General features: G+C 68.4%; 23 protein-coding genes. 12 read left to right on the top strand and 11 right to left on the bottom strand.

The annotated features are described in order from the left end of the window. Positions 1-456: 456 nt before the first annotated feature. The 3 genes from DID99_RS03850 (at position 457) to DID99_RS03860 (ending at position 3,527) form a co-directional block, all read left to right on the top strand. Positions 457-1,974, top strand: a complete 1,518-nt coding sequence (locus DID99_RS03850; protein WP_124666098.1) for a hypothetical protein — start codon at positions 457-459, stop codon at positions 1,972-1,974. A 31-nt stretch (positions 1,975-2,005) separates the two neighbouring features. Further along, entirely contained in the window at positions 2,006-2,332 is a 327-nt protein-coding gene (locus DID99_RS03855) for a hypothetical protein (RefSeq protein WP_044848119.1), read from the top strand. 139 nt (positions 2,333-2,471) lie between these two features. Continuing rightward, a complete protein-coding gene (locus DID99_RS03860; RefSeq protein WP_124485741.1) occupies positions 2,472-3,527 on the top strand; it encodes a helix-turn-helix domain-containing protein in 1,056 nt (351 codons plus the stop codon). Positions 3,528-3,589: 62 nt separating this feature from the next. Here the strand turns inward: DID99_RS03860 and DID99_RS03865 are convergent, their stop codons facing one another. Then, positions 3,590-4,996: a 3-deoxy-D-arabino-heptulosonate 7-phosphate synthase gene (locus DID99_RS03865; RefSeq protein WP_124666099.1), complete on the bottom strand. Its 1,407-nt coding sequence runs from the start codon at positions 4,994-4,996 to the stop codon at positions 3,590-3,592. Positions 4,997-5,130: 134 nt separating this feature from the next. Beyond that, complete coding sequence (locus DID99_RS03870) at positions 5,131-5,892, bottom strand: 2-keto-4-pentenoate hydratase (protein ID WP_124666100.1); 762 nt, start codon at positions 5,890-5,892, stop codon at positions 5,131-5,133. A 265-nt stretch (positions 5,893-6,157) separates the two neighbouring features. On the opposite strand from DID99_RS03870, the gene DID99_RS03875 reads away from it, so the two are divergent. From DID99_RS03875 to DID99_RS03895, 5 genes are all read left to right on the top strand, one after another. After that, on the top strand, positions 6,158-6,637 hold the full coding sequence (locus tag DID99_RS03875; protein WP_124485743.1) for a universal stress protein: 480 nt from the start codon (positions 6,158-6,160) through the stop codon (positions 6,635-6,637). Between the two features lie 12 nt (positions 6,638-6,649). Continuing rightward, a complete protein-coding gene (locus tag DID99_RS03880; RefSeq protein WP_124485744.1) occupies positions 6,650-6,841 on the top strand; it encodes a DUF2964 family protein in 192 nt (63 codons plus the stop codon). A gap of 149 nt (positions 6,842-6,990) precedes the next feature. Beyond that, positions 6,991-8,727 carry a site-specific integrase gene (locus tag DID99_RS03885; protein WP_124666101.1) on the top strand — a complete coding sequence of 579 codons (1,737 nt, stop codon included), beginning with the start codon at positions 6,991-6,993 and terminating at the stop codon, positions 8,725-8,727. A 118-nt stretch (positions 8,728-8,845) separates the two neighbouring features. Continuing rightward, positions 8,846-9,169, top strand: coding sequence for a TfoX/Sxy family protein (locus tag DID99_RS03890; protein WP_044848126.1), 324 nt, complete (start codon positions 8,846-8,848; stop codon positions 9,167-9,169). Between the two features lie 59 nt (positions 9,170-9,228). Next, positions 9,229-10,149 carry a hypothetical protein gene (locus DID99_RS03895; protein WP_124666102.1) on the top strand — a complete coding sequence of 307 codons (921 nt, stop codon included), beginning with the start codon at positions 9,229-9,231 and terminating at the stop codon, positions 10,147-10,149. Between the two features lie 30 nt (positions 10,150-10,179). On the opposite strand, the gene DID99_RS03900 is transcribed toward DID99_RS03895, so the two are convergent. Then, the gene (locus DID99_RS03900) at positions 10,180-11,331 is read right to left on the bottom strand and encodes a branched-chain amino acid ABC transporter substrate-binding protein (protein ID WP_124666103.1); all 1,152 of its coding nucleotides are present in this window, start codon (positions 11,329-11,331) and stop codon (positions 10,180-10,182) included. Between the two features lie 36 nt (positions 11,332-11,367). Then, complete coding sequence (locus DID99_RS03905; RefSeq protein WP_124666104.1) at positions 11,368-12,597, bottom strand: FAD-binding oxidoreductase; 1,230 nt, start codon at positions 12,595-12,597, stop codon at positions 11,368-11,370. Positions 12,598-12,828: 231 nt separating this feature from the next. On the opposite strand from DID99_RS03905, the gene DID99_RS03910 reads away from it, so the two are divergent. Together DID99_RS03910 and DID99_RS03915 are read left to right on the top strand one after the other, a co-directional pair. Beyond that, positions 12,829-14,241, top strand: a complete 1,413-nt coding sequence (locus DID99_RS03910) for a PLP-dependent aminotransferase family protein (RefSeq protein ID WP_124666105.1) — start codon at positions 12,829-12,831, stop codon at positions 14,239-14,241. Between the two features lie 750 nt (positions 14,242-14,991). After that, a complete protein-coding gene (locus DID99_RS03915; protein WP_044848131.1) occupies positions 14,992-16,416 on the top strand; it encodes a PLP-dependent aminotransferase family protein in 1,425 nt (474 codons plus the stop codon). Between the two features lie 88 nt (positions 16,417-16,504). Here the strand turns inward: DID99_RS03915 and DID99_RS03920 are convergent, their stop codons facing one another. Next, positions 16,505-17,122 carry a LysE family translocator gene (locus DID99_RS03920; RefSeq protein WP_124666106.1) on the bottom strand — a complete coding sequence of 206 codons (618 nt, stop codon included), beginning with the start codon at positions 17,120-17,122 and terminating at the stop codon, positions 16,505-16,507. 67 nt (positions 17,123-17,189) lie between these two features. Here DID99_RS03920 and DID99_RS03925 point away from each other — a divergent pair, with 67 nt between their 5' ends. Then, positions 17,190-18,113, top strand: a complete 924-nt coding sequence (locus DID99_RS03925; RefSeq protein WP_124666107.1) for a LysR family transcriptional regulator — start codon at positions 17,190-17,192, stop codon at positions 18,111-18,113. A gap of 133 nt (positions 18,114-18,246) precedes the next feature. Here the strand turns inward: DID99_RS03925 and acnB are convergent, their stop codons facing one another. Continuing rightward, positions 18,247-20,832, bottom strand: coding sequence for a bifunctional aconitate hydratase 2/2-methylisocitrate dehydratase (gene acnB, locus DID99_RS03930; protein WP_124521645.1), 2,586 nt, complete (start codon positions 20,830-20,832; stop codon positions 18,247-18,249). A 484-nt stretch (positions 20,833-21,316) separates the two neighbouring features. On the opposite strand from acnB, the gene DID99_RS03935 reads away from it, so the two are divergent. After that, positions 21,317-21,697 (top strand): nucleotide pyrophosphohydrolase, encoded by a 381-nt coding sequence (locus DID99_RS03935; RefSeq protein WP_044848135.1) that lies wholly within the window; start codon positions 21,317-21,319, stop codon positions 21,695-21,697. A 391-nt stretch (positions 21,698-22,088) separates the two neighbouring features. On the opposite strand, the gene DID99_RS03945 is transcribed toward DID99_RS03935, so the two are convergent. From DID99_RS03945 to fdhD, 5 genes are all read right to left on the bottom strand, one after another. Beyond that, on the bottom strand, positions 22,089-22,346 hold the full coding sequence (locus DID99_RS03945) for a MoaD/ThiS family protein (RefSeq protein ID WP_124666108.1): 258 nt from the start codon (positions 22,344-22,346) through the stop codon (positions 22,089-22,091). Between the two features lie 61 nt (positions 22,347-22,407). After that, entirely contained in the window at positions 22,408-22,971 is a 564-nt protein-coding gene (locus tag DID99_RS03950) for a molybdenum cofactor biosynthesis protein MoaE (protein ID WP_124666109.1), read from the bottom strand. 45 nt (positions 22,972-23,016) lie between these two features. Continuing rightward, a complete protein-coding gene (moaA, locus tag DID99_RS03955) occupies positions 23,017-24,135 on the bottom strand; it encodes a GTP 3',8-cyclase MoaA (protein ID WP_124666110.1) in 1,119 nt (372 codons plus the stop codon). Between the two features lie 190 nt (positions 24,136-24,325). Further along, positions 24,326-25,540, bottom strand: coding sequence for a gephyrin-like molybdotransferase Glp (glp, locus tag DID99_RS03965; protein ID WP_124666111.1), 1,215 nt, complete (start codon positions 25,538-25,540; stop codon positions 24,326-24,328). Further along, positions 25,540-26,409: a formate dehydrogenase accessory sulfurtransferase FdhD gene (gene fdhD, locus DID99_RS03970; protein WP_124666112.1), complete on the bottom strand. Its 870-nt coding sequence runs from the start codon at positions 26,407-26,409 to the stop codon at positions 25,540-25,542. The genes glp and fdhD overlap by 1 nt, the downstream gene beginning before the upstream one ends. Between the last annotated feature and the right edge of the window lie 374 nt (positions 26,410-26,783).

Consider the following 26,783-nt stretch of genomic DNA (forward strand, 5'->3'; position numbering starts at 1 on the left):
CTCAGCCCTGCACCCCCTGACCGCTGCCCTCGGCCCGCGGCCCTCGGCCCGCCCCCCACCGCCCCCCGCACCCCGCACCCCGCACCCCGCACCCCGCACCCCGCACCCTGCGGCCGACGCGGCAATCCGCATCCGCGCATCACCGGCTCATGCGCGTGCCGACACCCGGCGAAATGCATCTCCACTCACTGTAGACGCAACCCCACCTTGATTCCGGATCGTATGAATTAAGATGCAGCCGGCACTTCGGGGTGTCCGGCGTTGGGCGACAGAGGCAGTACGCAAGCCGTCGTCCGTACCGGAAGCAAAGGCCGTCCGCGCGATCGAATCGGGCGAGGCTCGACGAAAGCGCGGCATTCCATATCCATTGAATGGCACTGCTTATCAATATGCACGGCAGGTTCGACCTGCTGCGCGGGCAAGCACATGCCGTCAATCCAGAACAAGAGGATTGTGATGAAACCCGTTACCTGGACGGCCATGGCCGTCGTTCTCGCGTTGACCGCATGCGGCGGCGACGACGTCTCGACCAAGAGCGGTGCGTCGCAGTCGACACCGACCTCCCCCGGATCACCTTCCGGCACGACATCGCCCGGCGGCGGCTCGAACGGCGGCTCGAATGGCGGGCCGACCGGCGGCGGAACCACGCAGCCGCAGGCCGGCTGGTCGACGGCCGTCGCGGTGGACGGCAAGGGGCCGGAAGGCGACCCGAGCGTGACGATCGACGCGAGCGGCAATGCACTCGCCACCTGGATGACCGTCGACCCGGCCAGTCCGTACGGCAACGAAATGTGGGGCACGCGCTATGTCCCCGGTTCGGGCTGGCAAAGCGCGACGCGGCTCGACACGAGCGACGGTACGCATTCGATGAACGGGTTGACCGGCGTTCCGCCGCAGCTGGTCGGCAATGCGAGCGGCCAGGCGGTCGCGTTCTGGACCGAATGGATGCCGGGCCCCAACACGTACGCATTGTGGGCGCGCCCGTACAGCCCGGGCGCCGGCTGGGGCACGGCGTCCGAACTGGCAGCGGACATGAGCGGTTCGTCCTATACGGCCGGGATCGACAGCCAGGGCAATGCGCTCGTCGCCTGGACGCAGTCGATCAGCCTGCTCGATACGCGCATCGCCTGGACGCGTTATACGCAGGCGGGACAGTGGTCGCCCACGGCGCTGATCCAGATGCCGGTGCAGACCGGGCCGGGTGCGGTGACCGGCGATACGGACAACGTGAGGCCGATGATGTCGGTCCTGTCGTCCGGCCGCGCAGTGCTCGCGTGGCGGCAGACCAACCATACGCATTCGGCGCTGTGGACGGCCACGTACGACCCGACCAACGGCTGGACCGACGTCAACCAGGCCGTGTCGAACACGAGCCTGTTTACGACGATCATCTCGCCGGCGGCCGGCATGGACGCGAAGGGCAACATCACGCTGGTGTGGGGGCAGCTCGACGTGACCGGCGGGCATCTCGAGACGACCACGATGGCGCAACGCTTCGTCGCCGGCACCGGGTGGCAGCCGGCCGCGCCGGTGGCGCCGGCGATCACGGAGCCGACCGGCTTCATCGCGACGCCGATGCTGACCGTCAACGACAACGGCATCGCGGCCGTGATGTGGGCGGAGGGCGGCGCGGTGCTGCAGGCGAGCGTGTCCGATGCCAGCGGAAACTGGGGGCCGCTGCAGCGGCTGACGGAACACCTGAACGGGGCGGCCGCCCAGTACCCGCCGCTGGTGATCGACGCGGCGGGCCACGTGACGGTCGCATGGCAGGACACGGGCTTGCCGGGCGCGTCGGCCGTCATCGCGGCCCGCTACCGGGACGGGGCGTGGAGCGCGTCGACGGTGGCGCCACAGAGCGCATCGTGGCCGGCGCTGGCCGTCAACGCGACGGGGGCGATGGCACTCCTCTGGCAATCGTACGTCGCGAGTATCGGCAGCCAGCTGCAGTCCAGTTTCTATACCCCGGGCTCGTGATCGCGTTGCGCGGGAAACCGAAGGAGAAGCCATGAAGAAGACCTTGCTTTGCACCGTACGGACCGCGCTGGGCGCCGCGGCCGCCGGCCTCGCGCTGGCCGGTTGCGGCACGACGCAGATGAACATGACCGACGTGCAGACATCGACCGCGAAGACGATCGGCCTTGCGTCGTCGGACGAAATCACGATCGCCAACGTGCAGTACGGGAAGAAGAACGGGCTCGGCGGCCAGCAGGTGAGTTACGACGCGACCACCGGCAAGGGACGGCGCTTCACCTGCACCGTGTTCATGATTCCCGGTCTCACGCCGATCGACCGGCCGACGTACAACGACTGGGAATGCCACCCGCGTCGCTGACGCCCGCGCTGCCCGCCGCGCGCATGTCGATCGACGGCGCGGCGGGCACTGCGACGAACCCGCTGTCCACTGCCGTATTTTGGTCCGATAATCGACGAACCGATCCCTTCCTTTCCTGTCGGCTCGAATGAAAACTGCCATGGATCAAGCGGATGCCATCCCCGTCTTCAAGTTTCGTACCACCGACTATCCCGTTCGGGACCGATTCCACGTGTGGGTCAAGGACATGCTCTGCGACTACCGGCTGGACGACGTCGGCGGCTATGGCGCGTTCAACGCGGAAGCGACCGGCGCGGCGCTCGGCCCGCTGATCTTCTCGAGCCGGCGCTGGCGGTCGCGCGCGCCGACCTACTCGGTGCACCGAACGACGCGGCGGATCCGGCTCGACGGCCAGGATTCGATCCGCTTCACGCTGCTGCTGGGCGGGCATCTCACGTGCCGCACCGGCGGGCCGGAGCTGGTCAAGCGCGCGGGCGACCTGTTCGTCTATGACGTCGCGCAGGTCAACGATTGCCGGGTCGAGGCCGGCGACGTGATCAGCCTCGTGGTGCCGCGCTATCTGCTGCCGGCCCATGCGGCGAACGCGCACGGGCAGACGCTGGCGAGCGGTGTCGGGCGGCTGCTCGGCGACCAGATGCTGTCGCTGCACCGCAACCTGCCGAACCTGCGCACGCACGAATTGCCGAGCGTCGTGCAATCGTTGCTGCTGCTCATGAGCGCGGCCGTCGCCCCGAGCGCACAGGCGTTCGACGAGGCGCGCGGCCCGATCGACACCGCGCTGATCGAGCGCGTGCGGCGCTATATCGACGCGCACCTGCTGGAGCCCGACCTCGCACCCGAGCGGATCTGCCGGGACATCGGCGTGTCGCGGGCGCGGCTTTATCAGCTGTTCAAGGAAGAGGGCGGCGTGATGCGGCAGCTCACGCGCAGGCGGCTGCGTCACGCGTACCACGTGCTCGGCGATCCGCAGCGCCGGCACCAGCGTATCGCGGAGATTGCATGGGCGCACGGCTTTCCGGACGAGAAGTACTTCCATCGGCTGTTCAAGGCCGAGTTCGGCCATACGCCGAAGGAAACGCCGGCATGCGCGGCGGCGCCGGTTCTGCTGCCGTTCGGCGCGGACGATGAAAGCCGCTGGGGAGACGGCGGGCGACTGAAGGGGTGGACGCTACCGTTCGGGGTACTCAACAACTGAGCGGATGTCGCGTGACGATTCAACGCGGAAGTCCCGCCATTCGTTCCATTCGCGCTCGCACGTCACGCCTCGTTCGCAGCGCTGTCGCCCAGGTCGCCTTCGATCGCGGCCATCAGATCGTCGACGCTCACCATCAGCGCCCGAACCTGCCGCAGCGATTCGTACTGATGCAGCACCGTGCGCCATGACGGCAGTTCCAGCAGCGCTTGCCAGACGGCGCCGAGGCCGTGCGGATCGGCATCCGTGCATTGCGCGAGCGCGCTCGCGTATTCGAGGCTCGCCGGCGCCGACAGCAACTGCATCCGACTTGCTGCGCCCAGCAGGCGCGGCGCCGGGTCTGCCGACGCATCGCAGCAGTACAGCACTTCGCGCTGCAAGGCCGCGTCGTCGATCGTCAGCGCGCGCAGCGACGCGCCGTGCAGGCGTACCGTGCCTTCGCGCGTGTCGAACGCATAGACGGTGTCCGGATCGGCTTGCGCGAGCAGGCTCAGGCCGCGCAGCAGGCGCGGCAGATCGGTCGTCGCCGCATCCGCGGACGCTTTCGCTTCGACGAGAAACACGACGTGCCACGCGGCCGACGGATCGTCGCCGCGCGCGCGCCCGAGCAGCACCGCATCCCACTCGGTCTTCGCGCGGTCGTGCTTGGCCGGTATCGAGGCCGGCACGCGCATCGACGTGACCACGCGATACGTGCGCTGCGCATCGCTCGCGTCGAGCTGCGCGGCCAGGGCCTCGAGCGCCTGCGCGGCCAGCGCCTCGACGGCCGCGCCCCGCTGTTGCGACGTGACACCTTGCGCGACGGCGAGCGCGCTGCCTTCGAGCGGACCCTGGCGGCTCCACAGCGTGCGGTACTGCCGGACGTCCGGATCCGGCGCCAGCGCATCGAGACGCCGCAGCCGGGCGAGCGCGGCGCTGTCCTTCAGTCTGGCGACGTCCTGTTCGAACGCGGTGTCGGTCGCCATCTCCGGTCGCGCGAGCAGCTGCCGCAGCGCGGCGTCGAGATCGTCCCACGACGCGCCGGCCGCGGCCGCATGCAGCCGCGCGAGCGGCTCGCGTTGCCATGCCTGCGCATGCCGTTCGAGCCGGGCCGGATGCGCGATCGTGTTGACGGCCGAGCGCAGCGCGCGCCGGTCCTGCTCGGCATGCGCGGCGAGCGATGCGTATTCGCGCACGGCCGCCGCGCGATGCCGAAGCACCGCGGCCTGGAAGGCGGGGTCGCCGGATTGCGGGTCCATCGCGTCGCCGATCATCCGCGCGAGCGCATCGATGAAGCGGCGTTGCAATGCGGGGTCGGGCGTGCGGCCGTCGGCCTGCATCCGGCGCGCTTCCTCGATCGCGACGGCGATGACGACGGCCGGGTTCGCGGCGTCGGCCAGCGACGGCGCGTGCACGAGCGGCGGCAACCGGTAGCGGCGATCGACGGTGCGCAGGACTTCGTCCAGCAGGGCGGGCAACGGTGTCGGCGGCATGGCGAATGACGGAAAGGCACGCGGTTCAAGCGTGACGGGCGTTGTGCAACGGTATCACGCAGCGTCGGCAGGCGGGGCGGGCGCCGCGTTCGTCGCGAGCCGCCCCCGCCGCTGAACGTCAGGCCGTCAGCCCATCAAGCCGTCAGCGTCACCGACAGGCTGCCGAGTTCACCGAAGCGCACCATCAGCGCATCGCCGAGCGGCACGTCGATCGCACCCGCATACGAACCGGTCGTCACGATCTGGCCGGCCCGCGCGCCGTCGCCGCGCGATGCGAGGAAATTGACCAGCCATACCAGCGGCTTGAGCGGATCGCCGTCCGGATGGCGGCCGTCGATCGTGCGATTCAGCGCACCCTCGAACGACAGCGCGAGCGTCTCGAGCGGCACGTTCAATCCGTCCGGCACGACGGGACCCACGCACAATCCCTGGTTGAACTGCCCGTCGGCGAGCAGTTCGAACTTCGATGCGCGTGCGGGCTCCGCATAGCGGCAACCCAGCACCTCGAGCACGATGCGCACTTCGCGGATCGCGCCGCGCACGTCGTGCTCGTCGTACGGCTGCGCGCGGGCGGGCAGGTCGCGATCGAGCACGAACGCGATTTCCGGCTCGATCCGCACGATCGGGCCGCCGACGACGCGGTACGGCGCATCGGCCGCGCGGATCGTCGACGCGAAGATCGGCGCGACGATCACGCGGTCGGGCGGCGGCAGCGCGCATTTCCATCCGCCGATGGATTCGCCGAGCAGGTCGGCGACGCGATGCTGGATCGCGAGTGCGGTATCGACGTTCTCGGGGCGCAAGGCGTCGGGCAGCAGCGGGCCGGGCACGCCGGCATGGCGGGCGGCGACGAGATGCTGGGCGGCGCCGTCCACGCGTTCGGTAGTCGTTGTCATGTCGGTTGAGCGAGTTGAAAGTGAGCCGGCAAAAAAGGGCCGGACGAAGGTCGTAATGTCGATGATAGCGCCTTCGGCGGCATGGCCGCTCGGCAGCACGGTTCGGCCACCGGGACGGCGCCCCGGCTGCTCCGCGTGGCGCTTTGCCGCACGACCCGCTGTCGGGGAATCTTGATCGCCGTCAACCTTCGAACCGGCCGTCCGCCGATGATGGGCACATGGCCGCGCGCGACCGCGCCCGGCAACTCACCCCAGCGAGGTTCGCATGTACAAGAAGATCATGGTGGCCGTCGACGGCAGCGCTTCGTCGAAACAGGCGCTTGCCGAGGCAGTGAAGGTGGCACTGGCGGGCGACACGCACGTCAGCGCCGTCTATGTGGTCGACAAGTCGGTGCTGTTCACGTACGCGGGCCGTTTCGACCCGCACGCGCTCATCGAGGAAATCCGCGACGACGGGCGCAAGGTGCTGCGTGAAGCCGAACAGATCATCGCGCTGGCCGGCGCGAAGGGCGAAGGCGAGCTCGTCGAAACCGAGAGCATCGGCGAGGACGTCGCGGAACGCCTGCAGCGTTACGTGACGGAGCGTGGGATCGATCTCGCGGTGGTCGGCACGCACGGGCGGCGCGGCATCCGGCGCGTGCTGCTCGGGAGCGTCGCCGAGCGCTTCGTGCGCGGCGCGAAGTGCCCGGTGCTGCTGATTCGCGGCGACGATGCCGGCGAGCCGGCGTCCGCCGCGGCAGCCTGACGCGAGCGCGCGATGATACGTCGCCAGTACCGGATCGTCGTCGCGGCGATCGCCGTGTTCGTGTCGCTTGCGGGGATGATGGCCGTCGTGACCGGGCTGCTGTTCGACACGACGATCGCGCTGCGCGGCGGTGCGATCGCGTTGATCGTCGGCGTGGCCTGCTTTGTCGTGATGCTCAACCCGGGGCCGAAGGGCGAGGGGTGACGCGCGGCCGGCGTCGGTTGTGCCCATGCGGCGCATGCCTGTGACAGGCTGACCGTTCCCGCGCGAAGCCGTAAACCCCGGCATCGCGCGCGTGTCTCGCAGCGCTCGAGGCGTTTTCGAGCGTCGGCAGTTCTGTCAAACTGGCGCCCATGACACCGCGCCTCGCCTCACCGCCTTCCTCCGATTCCGCGCCTGCGCCCGCAGGCTTTCCCGATGCCGACGAACTGGCCGCGCTGCGAGCGTGGTATGCGGGCATGACCGTGCGCCAGGCCGTCGAGCGCTACCTACCCGATCGTCTTGGCGACGGGCGGTCGGCGCGCGGCGTGATCGGCGGGATTCGTCGCGGCCTCGTGCGCGTCGCGCGGCAGGCCGGGCGACCCGACCTCGCGGAGCAGCTCGGTCATGCCGACAGTGCGCGCATCCAGATGGCGAAGGCCGCGACCGATGCGATCGGCGTGCTGCGCCATGCGCGCGCGCCGGTGCCGCAGATCAGCGACGACGTCGGCTTGTGGCTGCCGGCGCGCGCCGTCGTCGCGCTGCGTGCGCATGGGATCGCGACGCTGGCCGACCTGACCGTGCGGATTCCGCGGCGGCGTCAGTGGTGGCGCGCGATCGCGGGGCTCGGCATGGCGAGCGCACGGCATATCGAGGCGTTCTTTTCCGCGCATCCCGACCTGACCGAGCGGGCGCGCGCGCTGATCGCGGCCACGCCGCGCAGCGGCATCGTGCCGTGGGAGCAGCTGAAGCTGCCGCACGAAGTCGACGGATCGAACGGCACGTTCCGCGCGCCGCGCGCAACCAGCACGCTCGACGCGGACAACGATTACGCGGCCGTGCACGCGTGGCTGTCGCTGCACGAATCGGCCGCGACGCGCCGCGCGTACCGGAAGGAAGCCGAGCGGCTGATCCTGTGGGCGATCGTCGAGCGCGGGCGCGCGCTGTCGTCGCTGACCACCGAGGATGCGGTCGCGTATCGCGCGTTCCTGCGCAACCCGGCGCCGCACGAGCGCTGGGTCGGGCCGGTGCGGCCGCGCGGCGCGCCGGACTGGCGGCCGTTTTCGGGCGGGCTGTCCGCGCGCTCGGCCGCGTACACGCTGTCGGTGCTCGGCGCGCTGTTCCGCTGGCTGATCGAGCAGCGCCACCTGCTCGCGAATCCGTTCGCCGGCGTCAAGGTGCGCGACACGCGCGGCGCGAATGCGCTCGACACGTCGCATGCGTTCACCGAAGGCGAGTGGCTGCTCGTGCGCACGATCGCGGACGGGCTCGAGTTCCGCAAGGACAAACCCTCCGGCGCGCCGCGGTCCGGCTGGACGGCGGCCGCCGCGCAACGGCTGCGCTTCATCCTCGATTTCGGCTATGCGACCGGGCTGCGTGCGAGCGAGCTGGTCGGCGCGACGCTCGGCGACATCGAAACGGACGCGCACGGCGATGCATGGCTGAAGGTGATCGGCAAAGGCAGCAAGGCCGCGCGTGTCGCGCTGCCGCCGCTCGCGCGCACGGCGCTCGACCGGCATCTGGTCGCGCGGCGGCTGCCGGTGACGCCGGCGCGCTGGCGGCCGGATACGCCGCTGATTCCGAGCCTCGCGGAAGACGGCGCGGCCGGCATCACGAGCGTGCGGCTGTGGAAGGTGATGCAGCGGTTCTTCGCGCAGACGGCCGCGCTCGTCGATGACGACAATCCTGCGCTCGCGCAGAAGCTGCGGCAGGCCAGCCCGCACTGGATGCGCCATACGCACGCGACGCATGCGCTCGCGCGCGGCGCGGAGCTGACGACGGTGCGCGACAACCTGCGGCATGCGTCGATCTCGACGACGTCGATCTATCTGCATGGGGACGACGTGAAGCGGGCGCGGCAGATGTCGAGTGCGTTTTCGGCTGACAATTGAGCTGGGGAGCAGGGGGGAGCAGGGGGGAGCACGGTGCACGAGCGATTGCGCGACGATTGAACGGAACGACACCGCATCGGTGACGGTCAGAACGGTTATTCGATCACGGAGCGCATGAATGGCATCGAGTCAGGGAACCGTCGATTTCATCGTCGAGCAGATGGCTGCGGCGGGCGCCGTGTCGGCCCGCAAGATGTTCGGCGAATACGGCATCTACTGCGACGGCAAGATGGTCGCGCTGGTGTGCGACGACCGGTTGTTCGTCAAGCCGACGCCCGACGGGCGTGCGTTTCTCGGTGCGTGCGAGGAAGGTCCGCCCTATCCGTCGGCGAAGCCGCATCTCGTCATCGGAGGAGAGCGCTGGGACGACCGCGAATGGCTGTCGACGCTGATCCGGATCACGGCCGCGCAACTGCCGGTGCCGGTGAAGCGGAGCCGATAGCGGTCGGCGTATTCTGTGAACCATGCGCGCTTCCCCCGCGCCCCCGCTGGAGCACAAGAATGGAGACATCCACCTCCCCGCAAGCCCCGCGCTACGCCCGCCGCGCCTGGCACGCGCTCGTCGCGGCGCTATGCGTCGGCTGGAGCGCGCTGTCGTTCGGCGCGGACGGCGCCGAAGGCGCGGCGGCCCTGCTCGACCGTTACCACAGCCTCGGCGAGCAACTGAAGAACAACCCGTTCCACCGCCCGCTGTACCTCGAATCGTCCGAGGCATCTTCATCGCTGAAGGGCGATATCTACGCGGTCGTCGACTATCCGTTCGCCGTCGTGAACGGCAAGCTGAACGATCCCGCGCAGGGCCCCGCGAACTGGTGCGCGGTGCTGATCCTGCACCTGAACACGAAGTACTGTCACGCGTCGACCGGCGGCAACGGCCCGGTGCTCGACGTGAACCTCGGCCGCAAGATCGAGCAGAAGCTGTCGGACACCTACCGCGTGCAGTTCCGCTACCGCGTGGCCGCCGCGACGCCCGACTACTTCCAGGTCGACCTGACCGCCGACAGCGGCCCGATGGGCACGAAGGATTACCGGATTGCGCTGGAGGCCGTGCCGGTCGGCGCGTCGCGCACGTTCCTGCACCTCACGTATTCGTACGGCTTCGGCACGGTCGGCCGCATGGCGATGAAGACCTACCTCGCGACGGTCGGCAGCGACAAGGTCGGGTTCACGGCCGCGAGCGGCGCGTCGGCTGCGCAGCCGCAATACATCGGCGGCGTGCGCGGCTTGCTGGAGCGCAACACGATGCGCTACTACCTCGCGATCGACACCTATCTCGCGACGCTCGACAAGCCGCTCGACCAGCGCCTCGCGCGCTGGTTCGACGCGACCGAGCAGTATCCGCAGCAACTGCACGAAGTCGAGCGCGGCGCGTATCTGCAGATGAAGGCGCAGGAGGTGCAGCGGCAGCAGACGGCGCGATGACGCCGCCTGCCGCGCGCTGCCCGGCGTCGATCAGTTCGACGCGCCGCCGACCGTGCGAATGCTGTGCCACTGCCCCTGTTCGACGCGGAACAGCGTGTAGGGCGGCTTGATCAGGTCGCCGCGCTCGTCGAACGAAATCTTCCCGGTCACGCCCGTGACCGACACGCCCGGCAGGCTCGCGACGATCTTGCTGCGGTCGAGCGAATCGGCCTTGCGGATCGCCCCGATCATCGCGAGCGCCGCGTCGTACGCAAACGGCGCATACAGCTCGACGTCCTGGTTGAAGCGCGCCTTGTAGCGCTGCGCGAACGCGATCGCCGACGGCAGCTTGTCGAGCGCCGGCCCCGGCTCGAGATCCTGCGTGCCTTCGCCCGCATTGCCGGCGATCTTCAGGAACGCATTGCTTTTCAGCGCGCCGGCGCCGAACAGCTGCGCGCGGATGCCGAGCGAGCGCATCTGCTTGACGAGCATCGCGCCCTGTTCGTCGAGGCCGCCGAAGAACAGCAGGTCGATGTTGTTGCTCTTCATCGTGGTCAGGATGCCGCGGAAATCGACCGCCTTGTCGTTCGTGTATTCGCGGCCGACGATGGTGCCGTGCGCGTCCTTCACGCCTTTCTCGAATGCGTCCGCGAGCCCCTGGCCGAATGCGGTGCGGTCGTCGATGATGCCGATCCGCTTGGCCTTCAGCTGCTCGACCGCGAAGCGTCCGGCGACCACGCCGCCGACGCCGTCGTGCCCCATCGTGCGGAACACGTTCTTGAAGCCCTGCATCGTCAGTTGCGGATTGGTCGAGCCGGGCGTGATCATCGCGACGTTCGCCTGCCTGTAGACGGCCGACGCGGGGATGCTGCAGCCCGAGTTGTAGTGGCCGACCACGCCGACCACGCCGTCGTCGACGAGCTTCTGCCCGACCTGGATCGCGATGCGCGGATCGGCCTGGTCGTCCTGCACGTCGAGCACGAAGCGCACGGGCTTGCCGCCGATGGTCGGGTGTTTCGCGTTCTCCTCGTCGAGCGCGAGCTGCGCGCCGTATTGCAGGTCCTTGCCGACGCGCGCGACCGGGCCCGTCAGCGGGCCGGCGAAGCCGATCTTGACGGTTTCCGGGTCCGCGGCCTGCGCGGACGCGGTGACCGTGCCGATCGAGCAGACGGCCAGCCATGCCAGCCAGTTACGACGATTCATGATGCCTCCTTGCAGTGGTGGAAGTGGTGGCGCGCGTCAGAATCGCGCGGCCCGGTAGGGGGTGAGATCCAGCGGCGGCGCGCGTTGCGCGACGAGATCGGCGACGATCCGCCCGGTGATGCCGGCGAGCGTGACGCCGAGATGCTGGTGGCCGAACGCGTGGATCACGCGCTCGCTGCGCCGCGCGCGGCCGATCACGGGCACGCCGTCCGGCAGCGTGGGCCGAAAGCCGAGCCAACTGCGCGTCGGCGCGCCGAGCGATGGCAGTGCCTCGCGCGCGGAGCGGGTGAGCAGCGCGACCAGCGAGCGGTTCATGCCGGCGTCGAAGCCGCCGAGTTCGACGGTGCCGGCCGCGCGCAATCCTTCGTCGAGCGGCGTCATGTAGAACCCGCGCTCGGCCCAGCCGACCGGCCGCGTGACGATCTGCTCGTGCGCGGCGAACTGCACGTGGTAGCCACGCTCGGTGTCGAGCGGCACGGTGTCGCCGCACGCGGCGGCGAATGCGCGCGAGCGGGCGCCGGCGGCAATCACCACATGATCGAAGCGGCGCACGGCGCCGCCCGCATGCAGGCTCACGCCGTCGCCGACGGGCTCGATCCGTTCGACCCGCGCGCGTTCGAGCGTCGCGCCGCCGGTTGCCAGGTGCGCGAACAGTTCGCCGAGGAACCCACAGGGATCGGAGAAATGCCAGCTCCCGTGGAACAGCACGCCGCGCGTGAAGATCGGCGCGAGCGCGGGCTCGAGCCGGCGGATCGCGTCCGCGTCGAGCGTGTCGAACGGTACGCCGAGCCGGCGCCGCAGCGCGAGCGACGGCTGCGCGGCGTCGAACGACGCCTGCCGTGCGTACAGATACAGGCATTCGCGCGGCCGCACGAATGCCGCGAGCCGCGACGGCGCGAGCAACGGCGCATAGCCGTCGGCGGCGCGCGTCAGCAGCGCGGCCAGCGCGCTCGCGCTGCGCGCGTGATGCGCGGGCGTCGACGCGACCAGGAACCGTGCGAGCCACGGCGCGCCGCGCAGCAGGTAAGGCCAGCGGATGCGCAGCGGGCTGTCGGCGCCGAACAGGAAGTGCGGCATGTCGCGGAACACGGACGGGCCGTTGACGGGCACGCAGCCATACGGCGCGAACGTCGCGGCGTTGCCGAACGACGCGCCATGGCCGACGCCGGCCGGATCGAACAGCGTGACGCGGTGCCCGTCGCGCTGCAGCCAGGCCGCCGCGCCGAGTCCGATGAAACCTGCACCCACGATGGCGATGTTCGCCATGTCGCCTCTCCTCCGGCACGCGTGATTCACACAAAGATGGGATAAAGAATCACACAGTAATTTTTTGTGTGCAATCAAAAAGCGATTGTATGGCGCTAGCGTTTACCCGATTTCAAGTCACTGTTTTGACTGACCTTTCGGCTGACGTTTGACCGGAAGGGGATGTCATATACAATCGCTGGGCAGGCTTGAACGGCAGACAAACGCTTTTTGTGTGGATACAGGCGACGAATGGCAGCAGACAAATTTTCCGGTGAGCGCGACGGCGACGCGCCGGCGCAGGCGAAGCGGCCGACCTATGTCGAGGTATCGAGCTCGATCGAGGCGGAAATCCGCAACGGCATGTACCCGCCGGGTAGCCGCCTGCCGCCGCAGCGCCAGCTCGCGACGGAGCTCGGCATCAACGTGTCGACCGTGTCGCGCGCGTACAAGGAGCTGCAGCTGCGCGGCCTCGTGATCGGCAGCAAGCGGCGCGGGTCGCTCGTCACCGGCGGCGCGATGCCGAGCATCGAGCCGGCCCGCGCGTCGCTCGTGGCGGGCAACGGGGTGATCGACCTGACGGTGAACCGGCCGGCGACCGGCGAGTTTCTGGCGTGCCTCGCGCAGACGTTCGGCACGCTGCCGGCCGATCCGCGGTTCGCCTCGCTGCAGGAATACCAGCCGCCGCAGGGCCCCGACTGGGCGCGCGCCACGGGCGCGCAGTGGCTGGCCGCGCCGGGCTTCATGCCGTCGCGCGACCAGGTGGTCGTCACGAGCGGCGCGCAGCACGGGCTTTATGCGGTGCTGAACAGCCTGATCGGCACCGACGGCGTGATCGTCGCCGACCGGCTCACGTATTACGGCCTGAAGGCGCTCGCGCCGGTGTTCCAGTTCGAGATCGTCAGCGCGCCGGCCGACGACGACGGCTTGCTGCCCGACGAGATCGAGCGGATCTGCCAGCGCATGCCCGTCAAGGCGATCTTTGTCGTGCCGAACCTGCAGAACCCGACCGTGACGACGATGAGCCTCGCGCGCCGCATGGCGCTCGTCGACGTCGCGCGCCGCCATCACGTGACGATCATCGAGGACGACGTGTACGGGCCGCTCGTGCGCGACCGGCTGCCGGCGATCGCGGGCTTGTGTCCCGAGCTCACGTTCCATATCGGCGCGACGTCGAAGATCCTCGCGCCCGGGCTGCGCCTCGGCTACCTGAGCTGCCCGCGCGACAGCGTCGCGCTGTGCGCGGAAGCGGTGCGCACCACCGCGTGGATGCCCGCGCCGACGTCGATGCTGATCGCTACGGTGTGGATCGAGAACGGCACTGCCGAGCGGATCATGAGCGCGCAGCTGGCGGAGATCCGTGCGCGCGTCGATCTGGCGCGGGAACTGCTGCCGGCCGGTCACCTGAAGTCGGATCCCGCATGCATGTTCGTGTGGCTGAGGCTGCCGCCGCCGTGGCGGGCCGACGACTTCGCCGCGAACGCGAAGGCGCGCGGCGTGATCGTGATGCCGTCGTCGACGTTCGCGGTCGATCGCGCGGAAATCGAGCACGGCGTGCGCATCAATCTCGCGTGTCCGGCGACCCGCGACGAGCTCGTGAACGGGCTGCGGATTCTGGCCGGCACGCTGAAGGACCGGCCGCGCGCGCTGTTCGGGTCGATCTGACGCGCGCCGTTCGCGCCGAGCCAACCCGCAACGACTTCGACGATCCGCCGCGGCAGCGGCGCTGTGCCGTCACGCAGGCGCGACATCGCGTGCGGCGGTGGCGGCTGGCGTCTGGCGGTTCGCTTCCTGTATCGGGCCGGCCGATGGTGATCCTCAGCCCAGGCGTTGGCGAACGGCCCGCCTGCCTTGTCCTCACCGGAGCGCGGCCGCATCTCGTCCGGGCCCGATTCCCCGACCATCGAGACACGCGCTGACGCGCGTGCCAATCGCCGCGGCGTTCTGGCGTGATTTTTCACGGCGGGACGATCGCGGGTCGGCGCAACCCATCCCTGCCGGGCCTGTACTGCATTGCCGGATGCCGCGGACGCAACCGCGAACTGCGCGGTCACCCGTACCCCCTCGAATCGCGGCCGCCGCATCAATTTTCCAGCCTCTACGCCAATTGATAAGACGTACAGTTCGCCCGAAATCGCCAATTCGCGCCGAACTGTACTCTTGTGTGCGTATCCGATGTGTGTACTCCGCGCCAACTGTTCTGCTTTTAAGATGCGTACATCAAGTGCACAGTGCCGCAAGCCCAGACGTCACGGGCCGCCCGGCGCATCTTCAAAAGCGAGCCACGGCGATGGAAAAGGCAAAACCGGAGGGAGCAATCAGGCGTCACGACAGCCCGGTCGGCGGGCAGAACACGCGCGCTTCGGACGCGCACGGAGCAGCGGCGCGCATACGCAGGCCGGCTGGGAGCATGCGATGAAGCTCTACGAAAAACTCGCGGACGACATCGAACGCCTGATCCGCCAGGGCGTGTACCGGCACGGCGACCGGATTCCGTCGGTGCGGCAGGCGAGCCAGCAGCACCGGATCAGCATCACGACCGTGCTGCACGCGTACCTGCTGCTCGAAAGCCGCGGGCTGCTGGAGAGCCGCCCGCAGTCGGGCTACTTCGTGAACCTGCGGCGCGACGACAACCATGCGCCGGTGCGCGAACTGCGCCCGTCGAAGCCGATCGCGATCTCGTCGTCGGTGGACATGAGCCGGCTCGTGCTGTCGACGCTGCGCTCGATCGGCACCGACGACGCGGTGCCGCTCGGCTCGCCGTATCCCGACCCGAGCCTGTTTCCGTTCGAGAAGCTGAACCGCTATGCGTATGCGGCCGGTCGCGACAAGTCGCTGTGGGGCGTGACCGACGGGCTGCCGCCCGGCCATCCGCGCCTGATCCGGCAGATCGCACGGCGCTACCTGGAAAACGGGATGTCGGTCGACCCGAACGAGATCATCGTGACGGTCGGCGCGACGGAGGCGATCAACCTGTGTCTGCAGGCAGTCGCGAAACCGGGCGACACGATCGCGGTGGAGTCGCCGACGTTCTACGCGATGCTGCACGCGATCGAGCGGATGGGGATGAAGGCGATCGAGGTGGCGACGCATCCGGAATACGGAATCGACATCGCGGCGCTGGCGGCGATCGCGAAGTCTCAGCCGATCGCCGCGTGCATGGTGATGCCGAACTTCCAGAATCCGCTCGGTTTCCAGATGCCCGACGAGCGCAAGCGCGAACTGGTTGAGTTCGCAACTAAAATCGACATGCCGATCATCGAGAACGGTGTGTATAACGAACTGTATTTCGGCGAGTCGCATCCGAGCACGCTGAAGTCCTACGACCGCAGCGGGATCGTGCTGCACTGCGCGTCGTTCTCGAAGAGCCTGACGGCCGCCTACCGGATCGGCTGGGCGTTGCCGGGCCGCTATCGCGATCAGGTCGAGAAGCTGAAGTTCCTGAACACGCTGGCGACGCCGTCGCTGCCGCAGCTGGCGATCGCCGAGTTTCTCGAACGCGACGGTTACGAGCATCACCTGCGGCGCTTGCGCAAGGCGTATGCGCAGCAGGCGAACCTGATGCGCGCGATGGTGTCGCGGTTCTTCCCGGAAGGCACGCGCATCTCGAGCCCGGCGGGCGGCTACGTGCTGTGGGTCGAGTTGCCGGCGCAGGTCGATGCGATGCGGCTATACCAGCTCGCGCTGGAGCAGGGGATCACGATCGGTCCGGGTTACATGTTCTCGATCACCGACAACTACCGCAATTTCATCCGGCTGAACTACAGCAGCCCGTGGTCGCCGGAGATCGAGCAGGCGGTGATCGCGGTCGGCAAGCTCGCGGCGTCGTGCATGCGGTGAGGGGACGGCCGGTGCGCGTCGCGTGCGCCGGCCTGCTCGATGGCGATATGCGGGTTGAACTGCGCGCCCGGGTGTCGGCGTGCGGCGATCAGCGGCTGCCGCGCGCAATGGCCAACATCACGCCGAAGCCGACGAGCAACACGCCAAACGTGCGATCGATCCAGTGACGCAGGGACAGCAAGCGATCGCGGACGGCGTCGGCGGAGAAACAGAGCGCCACGAGACTGAACCAGCCCGCGTGCGCCAGCGCGATGAACAGGCCGTAGCCGATCTGCACCGGTAATGGCGTGTCGGGGCGGACCGCCTGCATGAACAGGCTGACGATGAACACGGTGGTTTTCGGATTCAGCGCGTTCGTCAGAAAGCCGGTGCGCAGCGCCGCCAGATCCGACAGGGGCGCGGCCTGCGTCGCGGGGCGGCCGTCCACGGGTTTGGCCGCAAGCATCTTCGTGCCGAGGTAGATCAGGTAGAGCGCGCCGACGAGCTTCACGGCATTGAAGAGCCACAGCGACTGGCGGATCAGGAGGCCGACGCCGAGCAGCGTGTAGCTCACGTGAACCGTCACACCCAGCCCGATTCCCCACGCGGTGAGCAGGCCCGAGCGGCGCGACAGCAGCAGGCTGTTGCGCGTGACCATCGCGAAATCCGGCCCCGGGCTGATGACGGCCAGCAGCGTGATGGTGACTACGACTATCCATTCCGTCATTGCATCGTCCTTTTGAAATTCATCGTGATGAGCGAATATTAGGGATCACGATTCGTGAGGAAAAGCGATGTTTTCTGACCAGGATGGTGAGCCTGACTCACATGAGGTTCGAGCCAATCTGCCGTCGTTGATGGCCCTGCGCTGCTTCGAGGCGGCGGCGCGCCATGAGCATTTCAGCCGTGCCGCCGATGAACTGCATCTGACGCACGGCGCCGTCAGTCGCGCGGTGCGTCTGCTCGAAGACGATCTCGGTGTGGCGTTGTTCGAGCGGCGCAGTCGTCGGGTCTTCCTGACCGACGCGGGCCGCAAGCTGGCGCAGGCCGTTCATGACGGCCTGCATCTGATGAAACAGGCCGCGCACGAATTGCGGACCGAGGCGGCCCGCGCGCAGCGTTGGGTGCTGTCGTGCGAACCGACGCTGCTGATGCGCTGGCTGATTCCGCGCTGGCCGGATTTCCAGGCGGCTTACGCGGGCGTCGATATCCATCTCGCCGCGGCGGGCGGCGCGTTCTCGTTCGACAACGGCATCGACATGGCGATCCGCCGCAATGACTTTGCGTGGCCCGCCGGCTATCACGCGGAGCGACTGTTCGCGGAGAAGGTCGGTCCCGTGTGCCGGCCCGACAAGGTCGATGCGTGGTTTTCAGGCAGTCGGCATGACCGCGCGTTGAAGCGGGGCGCGCCGCGACTGCATACCCGGACGCGGCCGGACGCATGGAAGGAATGGGCGGCGGCCGCGCATCAGCCGGCGGGAAGCGGACGCGGGCAGGCGTTCGACCATTTCTATTTCAGCCTTCAGGCGGCCGTCGCGGGGTTGGGTGTCGCGATCGGGCCGTGGCATCTCGTTCGCGACGACCTCGAAAGCGGCGTGCTGGTCGCGCCGATGGGTTTCGTCGAGGACGGCTCGCACTATTGCCTGCTGACGCCGGAGCCCGTGAAGGACGGAAGCGCGCAGTCGGATCTGCTCGGCTGGCTGAAGGGGATGGCCTGACGTGTGAGCCGGACCGTTTTATAGCGCCGGCGACATCCAAAAATCCAAAAAAAATGGCGCCGCGGCCATTCAGCCCGCGGCGCCATTGCGTGTCGCCACGACGGGCATCACCCGCCGCAGCGCGACAGCATGCTTAGATCTGCACGGTGTCGGCGACTTCCTTGAAGTCTTCGATCTGGTCGAAGTTCATGTACTGGTAGATCTTGTCGCCGTTTGCCGTGAGCACGCCCATGTCGGCCATGTACTCTTCCTTGGTCGGGATCTTGCCCAGGCGCGAGCAGATCGCCGCCAGCTCCGCCGAGCCGAGGTACACGTTCGTGTTCTTGCCCAGGCGGTTCGGGAAGTTGCGGGTCGACGTCGACATCACCGTCGCGCCTTCGCGCACCTGTGCCTGGTTACCCATGCACAGCGAGCAGCCCGGCATTTCGGTGCGTGCGCCGGCCGTGCCGAACACGCCGTAGTGACCTTCTTCCGTCAGTTGCTTCTGGTCCATCTTGGTCGGAGGCGCGACCCACAGCTTGACCGGAATGTCGCGCTTGCCTTCCAGCAGCTTCGACGCGGCACGGAAGTGACCGATGTTGGTCATGCACGAGCCGATGAACACTTCGTCGATCTTGGCGCCAGCCACGTCGGACAGCGTCTTCACGTCGTCCGGGTCGTTCGGGCAGGCGACGATCGGCTCGTGGATGTCGGCGAGGTCGATCTCGATGACGGCCGCGTATTCGGCGTCGGCATCCGGAGCGAGCAGTTGCGGGTCGGCCAGCCATTGCTCCATCGCCGCGATACGGCGCTGCAGGCTGCGCGGATCCTGGTAGCCCTGCGCAATCATCCACTTGAGCAGCGTGATGTTGCTGTTCAGGTATTCGATGATCGGTTCCTTGTTCAGGCGCACCGTGCAACCGGCGGCCGAACGCTCTGCCGACGCATCCGACAGTTCGAACGCCTGCTCGACCTTCAGGTCGGGGAGGCCTTCGATTTCGAGGATGCGGCCCGAGAAGATGTTCTTCTTGCCTTGCTTGGCGACCGTCAGCATGCCCTGCTTGATCGCGTACAGCGGAATCGCGTTGACGAGGTCACGCAGCGTGACGCCCGGCTGCATCTTGCCCTTGAAGCGGACCAGCACCGATTCCGGCATGTCGAGCGGCATCGTGCCGGTGGCGGCCGCGAACGCGACCAGGCCCGAGCCTGCCGGGAAGCTGATGCCGATCGGGAAGCGCGTGTGCGAGTCGCCGCCGGTGCCGACGGTGTCGGGCAGCAGCATGCGGTTCAGCCACGAGTGGATCACGCCGTCGCCCGGACGCAGTGCGATGCCGCCACGCGTGCTGATGAAGTTCGGCAGCGTCTGGTGCGTCTTCACGTCGACCGGCTTCGGATAAGCGGCGGTGTGGCAGAACGACTGCATCACGAGGTCGGCCGAGAAGCCGAGGCACGCCAGATCCTTCAGTTCGTCGCGGGTCATCGGGCCCGTGGTGTCCTGCGAGCCGACCGAGGTCATCTTCGGTTCGCAGTACGTGCCCGGGCGCACACCCTGGCCTTCCGGCAAACCGCATGCACGGCCGACCATCTTCTGCGCGAGCGAGAAGCCCTTGCCGCTGTCGGCCGGCTGGTGCGGCAGGCGGAACAGCGTCGACGGTGCGAGGCCGAGCGCTTCACGCGCCTTCGCGGTCAGGCCGCGGCCGATGATCAGCGGAATGCGGCCGCCGGCGCGCACTTCGTCGAACAGCACGTCGGACTTGACCTGGAATTCGGCGATCACGTTGCCGTCCTTCAGCGCCTTGCCTTCGTACGGACGCAGTTCGACCACGTCGCCCATGTTCATCTGCGACACGTCGAGTTCGATCGGCAGCGCGCCGGCGTCTTCCATCGTGTTGTAGAAGATCGGGGCGATCTTGCCGCCGAGGCACACGCCGCCGAAGCGCTTGTTCGGGACGAACGGGATGTCTTCGCCGGTGAACCACAGCACCGAGTTGGTGGCCGACTTGCGCGAGGAGCCGGTGCCGACCACGTCGCCGACGTAGGCGACCAGGTGACCCTTTTCCTTCAGCGATTCGATGAACTTGACCGGGCCGCGCTTGCCGTCTTCTTCCGGCGTGATGCCGGGGCGCGCGTTCTTCAACATCGCCAGCGCGTGCATCGGGATGTCCGGGCGGGTGGTGGCGTCCGGGGCCGGCGACAGGTCGTCGGTGTTGGTTTCGCCCGTGACCTTGAACACGGTGATGGTCAGGCTTTCCGGCACTTCCGGACGGCTCGTGAACCATTCGGCGTCGGCCCAGCTCTGCAGCACGGCCTTCGCGTGTGCGTTGCCCTGGTCGGCGAGTTCCTTCACGTCATGGAACTGGTCGAACATCAGCAGGGTTTTCTTCAGCGCGTCGGCAGCGACGGCCGCGACCGCTTCGTCGGACAGCAGCTCGATCAGCGGCTGGATGTTGTAGCCGCCGAGCATCGTGCCGAGCAGCTCGGTCGCGCGCTCGCGCGAGATCAGCGGGCAGGCCGTCTCGCCCTTCGCGACGGCGGCCAGGAAGCCGGCCTTCACGCGCGCGGCTTCGTCGACGCCGGCGGGCACGCGGTGGGTGATCAGGTCGAGCAACGTCTGCTCTTCGCCTGCGGGCGGGTGCGCCAGCAGTTCCACCAGTTCGGCGGTTTGCTGAGCCGTCAGCGGCAGGGGGGGAATACCGAGCGCGGCGCGGGCGGCCACGTGAGCACGAAAGTTTTCAAGCATGGGGGGACCTGCTGAGATTGCGTTTCAGGGGAAGGGCTTTCCAGGCACGCCGAGGCTGCTGTTCCGGACACTGCTTCACTGCTTGGACGGGATTCTAGTCGCAATATGGTCAGGCGTCAAATGTCTTATGTCTTATATAAGAGTTGCGGCGGATGGCGGGTGAGCCGTCGTGCCGGGTATCCGGCGGAGCGCATCGAAGCCTGGATGCGAAGGGGGCGGAACATTGCGACCTGCGTGGGCCGGAGCGGGACGGTTCGACGCAGGGGCGTGATCGTGAATTTGGGCCGTCGCTATGATGCCCTGACGGCGGGACGGCATTTCGCTTGCCCTTGGTGCGACGCTTGCCGTGGCAGCTTCCAGCTCCTATATCATTCGGGTCTGTCCGTGCGGGGGAGCTGTACTTGCAGGCCGAAGGGCGGATTTCTCATGCCCGCATGCCGTCGAAGGCATCGATAGATTTTGGATATGCACCAGGAGTCGCTACGTGGAAAAGTCAGAGTTGCGGAATGATCTAGTGGAGTTGCGCGAACTCGTCCGCCAGTTTGTCGACGAGCGCGACTGGGACAAATTCCACACGCCGAAGAACCTGGCGACAGCGCTCAGCATCGAAGCGAGTGAATTGCTGGAGCCGTTTCAATGGCTCGTTTCGGGCGACAAGAGCGAACTTGGCGAAGCCAACCTGACGGCCGTTCGTCACGAGATGGCCGACGTATTGGTGTATCTGGTTCGCCTCGCGGACAAGATGGATGTCGATCTTTTTCAGGCGGTGCTTGAGAAGATGGAGCTCAACCGGGCAAAGTATCCGGCTGACAGAGTGAGGGGCGACTCGCGAAAATACTCTGAATATAAAAATCAGGAGAAATGAGGCTGGATGCAGGTCACGGCAAGTCGCGTGGCTTGATGATCCATTTGCCTGTTTCGTGGGCGGGGTTCATGACAACTTCGTTGCGACCGGAGATGTAGTCGACCCCAATTTGGGGGCTGGATGCAGCCTTTTCGTACGCGCACATCGCGTTCGACATGACGCAGTTGTTCGGCGCGCGCAAGGGCGCGCCGACGACGGCCGAAACACCGAACCGGCTCGCCTGGCGCGAACGGATGCCCGCGCGTCCGGCCGTGCGGAAAGTGGCCGGCGCGCCGGCCGGCTACCCGACGTCGATCGACCACCCGTCCCGGATTTTCTTCGCGAGTTCGTCTAGCCGCCAGTCAGGCATCGGGCAGCCTAAGCCCGCCGGTCGCCGCCCGATGCGAACGGATCACCCGCCCGTCACCGGCGGGAAAAATGCCACCTCGCTATCCTCCCGCACGACGAATCCCCCGGTCACCATCTCGAGATTCACGGCCGCCCGCACGGGCCGGTCCATCCGCAACGCTTCGCCGCTGCGCGCGTCGCGTGCGGCGAGCGTGCCGCGCAGCGCGTCGACGGTGACCTCGTGCGCATCGATCTCGACGACTTCCTGTTCGATATGCAGCTGTTCGCGAATGCTCGCAAAGTATTTGATCGTCAGTTTCATTGAAATGTCCCGGGCGAAATCGGCGGAATGGGCGGAATCGGCAACGCATTGACCGGCACGCTCAACCCCACCGCCGCATCGCCTGATCGTCGTGCGCCTTCGGCTCGACCCAGCCGGCCACGCCGTCGTGCCGGATCTCCTTCTTCCAGAACGGCGCATGCGTCTTCAGGAAGTCCATGATGAATTCACACGCATCGAATGCCGACGCACGATGCGCGGCGGCCACCACGACGATCACGACCGGCTGGCCGAGCGGAATGCGCCCGACGCGATGCACGATCCTGACCGCTTCGAGCCGCCAGCGCGCACTGGCTTCCTCGACGATGCTCCAGAGCGCCTGCTCGGTCATCGTCGGATAGTGTTCGACTTCGAGCGCGATCACGTCGTCGACGTCGCCCTCGTTGCGCACGACACCGAGGAAATTCACGACCGCGCCGACATTCGGATTCCGAACGATCGGTGCGATCTCGGTGCCGGCGTCGATCGCCGCGTACTGCACACGCACCTCGAAGCCGGCGGCAATCGCCGGCGGCGGCTCGGCGTGCGGCTCGGCGGGTTCGGCATGGGTGGCGTCACGCGACGGATCGTCGGGTGACGCGGCACGGGATTCGGTGAAACTCGTCATGACGGTTCTCCAGTAAGCGGTGCGCGCCGCCGAGCGCGGCAGCCGTCAGCCGCCGACGAGCGACATGCGCACGGTCGGATAGGTCTTGCCCGACGGCCGGGCCGCACGCGTGGCGCGCCGCTCGGAATAGCGGTCGTCGCGTCGCGTCCATCGCGCGCGCACGGCGTCGGCGAGGTGGTCGACCGATGCGCCGTCGTCGAGCCACGGCCGCAGGTCGGTGCCCTGCATCGCGAACAGGCACGTATAGAGCTGGCCGTCGGCCGACACGCGGGCGCGCGAGCACGTGCCGCAGAACGGATGCGACACGCTCGCGATGAAGCCGACCTCGCCCGCGCCGTCGATGTGCCGGCAGCGGATGGCGGTGGCGTCGTGGCCGGGTTCGCCGACGAGCACGAGCGGATAACTCGCGTCGATGCGTTCGCGCATCCGCGCGGCCGGCACGACCTTGTCGCCGGACCACGCGCTCGCGCCGCCGACGTCCATGTATTCGATGAAGCGCACGGCCACGCCGCTATGACGGAAGTGGCGCACGAGCGGCAGGATCTGGTCGTCGTTGGCGCCGCGCTCGATCACGGCGTTGACCTTCACGGGCGCGAGCCCGGCCGCCTGCGCAGCCTCGATGCCGGCCAGCACGCGCGCGACCGGCACGTCGGTGTCGGTCATCCGGCGGAACACGGCATCGTCGATCGCGTCGAGGCTCACGGTCACGCGCGACAGGCCCGCATCGCGCAGCGTGCGTGCCTTCGCGGCGAGCAGCGAACCGTTGGTCGTCAGCGCGATTTCGATGGGCTTGCCGTCGACGGTCGTCAGCGTCGCGAGCCGTTCGATCAGCGCTTCGAGATTGCGGCGCAGCAGCGGCTCGCCGCCGGTGAGGCGGATCTTCTCGACGCCGAGCGAGACGAACGCGCGCGCGATCTTCTCCAGTTGCGCGAACGACAGCCGCTCGGACGACGGCATGAACGCATAGTCGGGCCCGAAGCTGTCGCGCGGCATGCAATAGCCGCAGCGGAAGTTGCACTGGTCGATGACGGACAGCCGCAGATCGCGCAGCGGCCGCGCGAGCGTGTCGAGCGGGCGGGGGAAGGCGCCGGGCGATGCGCCGCCGGATGCAGTGGCGGCCGGTGCGGGAGCGATGGCATTCACGATCGGTTTTTCGACCTGCATGAAGTGAGCGGAACGGCGTCGCCGGTCGGCCGCCTGTGTGCCGACGTGTCGGCGCACGGGTCGTGACGAGCCTCTTCGTGAGGATAGTCCGCCGGATTTTTCCGACAGGGACACAATCCCGCCCGAAATGCAGGAATACAGTTCGTGATCCTGCCGGCACGCAAGGCGGACATGACGCGCATGGGCATGCTCACGCGAGCCAGTGCGCGAAATCGTAATACGGCACCGCGTCGCCGCGCGCGATGCGTCGGCCGGCCGGCAGCCGCGCGAGGCCGCTCGCCTGAACGAGCGATTGCAGCGTGCCGGCGCCTTGTTGCCGCAGCGTATCGAGTACGGGCGCGCCGTTGGCGTCGAGGGTGCGGCGCACGCGGACGAAGCGCTCGCGCTGCGCATCGGGTTCGACGTCGATGTCGATCGGCAGCGACGGCACGGCCGGCAGGCAGTCGTCGCGCCCCTGCAGGCAGCGGATCAGCGGCGTGACGAACAGCGCGAACGCGGTCATCGCGGCGCCCGGATTGCCGGGCAGCAGCGCCACGGGCCGTTCGTCGAGCCGCGCGAGCGCGACCGGCTTGCCGGGTTTCATCCGCACGCCCGACACCACGAACGCGGCGCCGAGCGCGGTCAGCGCGGGACGCAGCAGGTCCTTGTCGCCGACCGATGCACCGCCGACGCAGACGACCAGGTCGCAGCGCGCGGCCATGCCGCGCAGCGCCTGTTCCACGGCGGCCGGCGTGTCGGCGGCGTGCTCGCTCGCCGCGACGCCGGCACCGGTTCCCGACACCAGCGCGGCGAGCATCGGCGCGTTGCTGTTGTAGATCTGCTGCGGCGCGTGCGGCTGGCCGCACGGGACGAGCTCGTCGCCGGTCATCAGGATGCCGACCCGCAGCGGCGGGCGCACGTCGATGCGCGCGCAACCCTGCGCGGCGGCGGCGCCGACGTGCATCGCGCCGAGCCGCACGCCGGCCGGCATCAGCAGGTCGCCCGCGCGCACTTCCTCGCCGCGGCGGCGGATATGCGATCCGCTGCGCTGCGGTGTGTCGAACGCAACCCAGCCATCCTGTTCGTGCGCGTGCTCCTGCATCACGACGGTGTCGGCGCCCGGCGGAATCAGGCTGCCGGTAAAGATGCGCGCGGCGGTGCGCGGCGCGAGCGGCGCCGGCGCGTCGCCCGCATAGCAGCGCTGCGCGACGCGCAGCGGCTCGCCGTATTCGAGGTCCGCGTGACGGACCGCGTAGCCGTCCATCGCGCTCTGGTCGGCGGGCGGCTGGTCGAGCACCGCGGTGAGCGGCGTGGCGAGCACGTGGCCGGCCGCCTGCGCGACCGGGATGGAGACGGCCGCATGCGACGGCGCGAATACGCCGGCGAACTGCCGTTGGGCGGTGTCGAAATCGGTCAGGGGTTTCATCAAGCGGTGAGCGCCTGCGGTTGCGCAGGCGTCGGTTCGGGTAACGGGAGCGGGTCGGGCGACACGTATTCGACGAAGCCGTCGTTGCGGCAGAAGCCGAGCAGCCGCACGCCGGCTTCGCGGGCGACGTCGATCGCGAGCGAGGTCGGCGCAGAAATCGTCGCGATCATCGGGATGCCGACGCGTGCGGCCTTGCGCACGAGCTCGTAGCTCGCGCGGCTGGACAGGAACACGAAGCCCGCGCCCAGGTCGGCGCGGCGCCGCGCGAGCCGGCCGATCAGCTTGTCGAGCGCGTTGTGGCGGCCGACGTCCTCGACGACTTCCAGCACCGTGCCGTCGCGCTCGCACCACGCGGCCGCGTGGATGCCGCCGGTCGCGTGCATCAGCGGCTGCCGCTGCGGCAGCGCGCGGGCGGCGCGCGCGACGGCGTCGGCGCCGATGCCGGCCGCCGCGCCCGCGGCCGCGATGCGCGGCGGATGCAGGTCGAGCTGCGCGATGCTCTCGATCCCGCAGACGCCGCAGCCGGTGCGGCCGGCCAGCGCGCGCCGGTGCGCCTTCAGCGCCATGAACGCCTGCTGCGCCACGGTGAGCCGCACTTCGGCGCTGCCGGGCCGGCATTCGCTTTCGATATCGAAGACGTCCGACGCGCGCTCGACGATCCCTTCGCTCAGCGCGAAGCCGAGGCCGAACGCGTCGAGGTCGATCGGCGTCGCCATCATCACCGTGTGCGCGATGCCGTTGAATACGAGTGCAACCGGCGTTTCGTCGACGACGCGATCGACGGTGTCCCGCGCGTCGCCGGCACGATGACGCGTCACATGACACGCGCGGGTGCCGGCCGGATCGTCGGTGCGGTCGCTGGGCTCCATGCGGGTTTCTCCAGGGGGATCGGCCGGCGCGGGCGCCGGGCGATCGAAACGGATTCTGCGGGGGCGGTGCGCGGGGTCGCGCTCGCTCGCCACGGGCAGGCCAGGAGCCGATGGTACGGGCGTTCGGCGGTGCCGCGGATGCACAGCGTTGCAGAACGGAAAGCAGTACAGCCGAGGGCCTCGCGGCGCCGAAACGGGTTTTCCGTACACACATCTTCGGCCCCGGGGAAAGCACAGTTTCAGCGCACGTCCGCGCGATTGCGAGTATCGTCTGAAACGCGATATCGTCATTCACGCTTCGTTGCCGTGCACTGCGATCCGTCGTTGTGTGCACGTGCCGTCGCGAAGCCGTCGCGCGATTTCCTGCTTCGAGC

The organism is Burkholderia sp. Bp8986, from assembly GCF_003854225.1.
Lineage (GTDB): Bacteria > Pseudomonadota > Gammaproteobacteria > Burkholderiales > Burkholderiaceae > Burkholderia.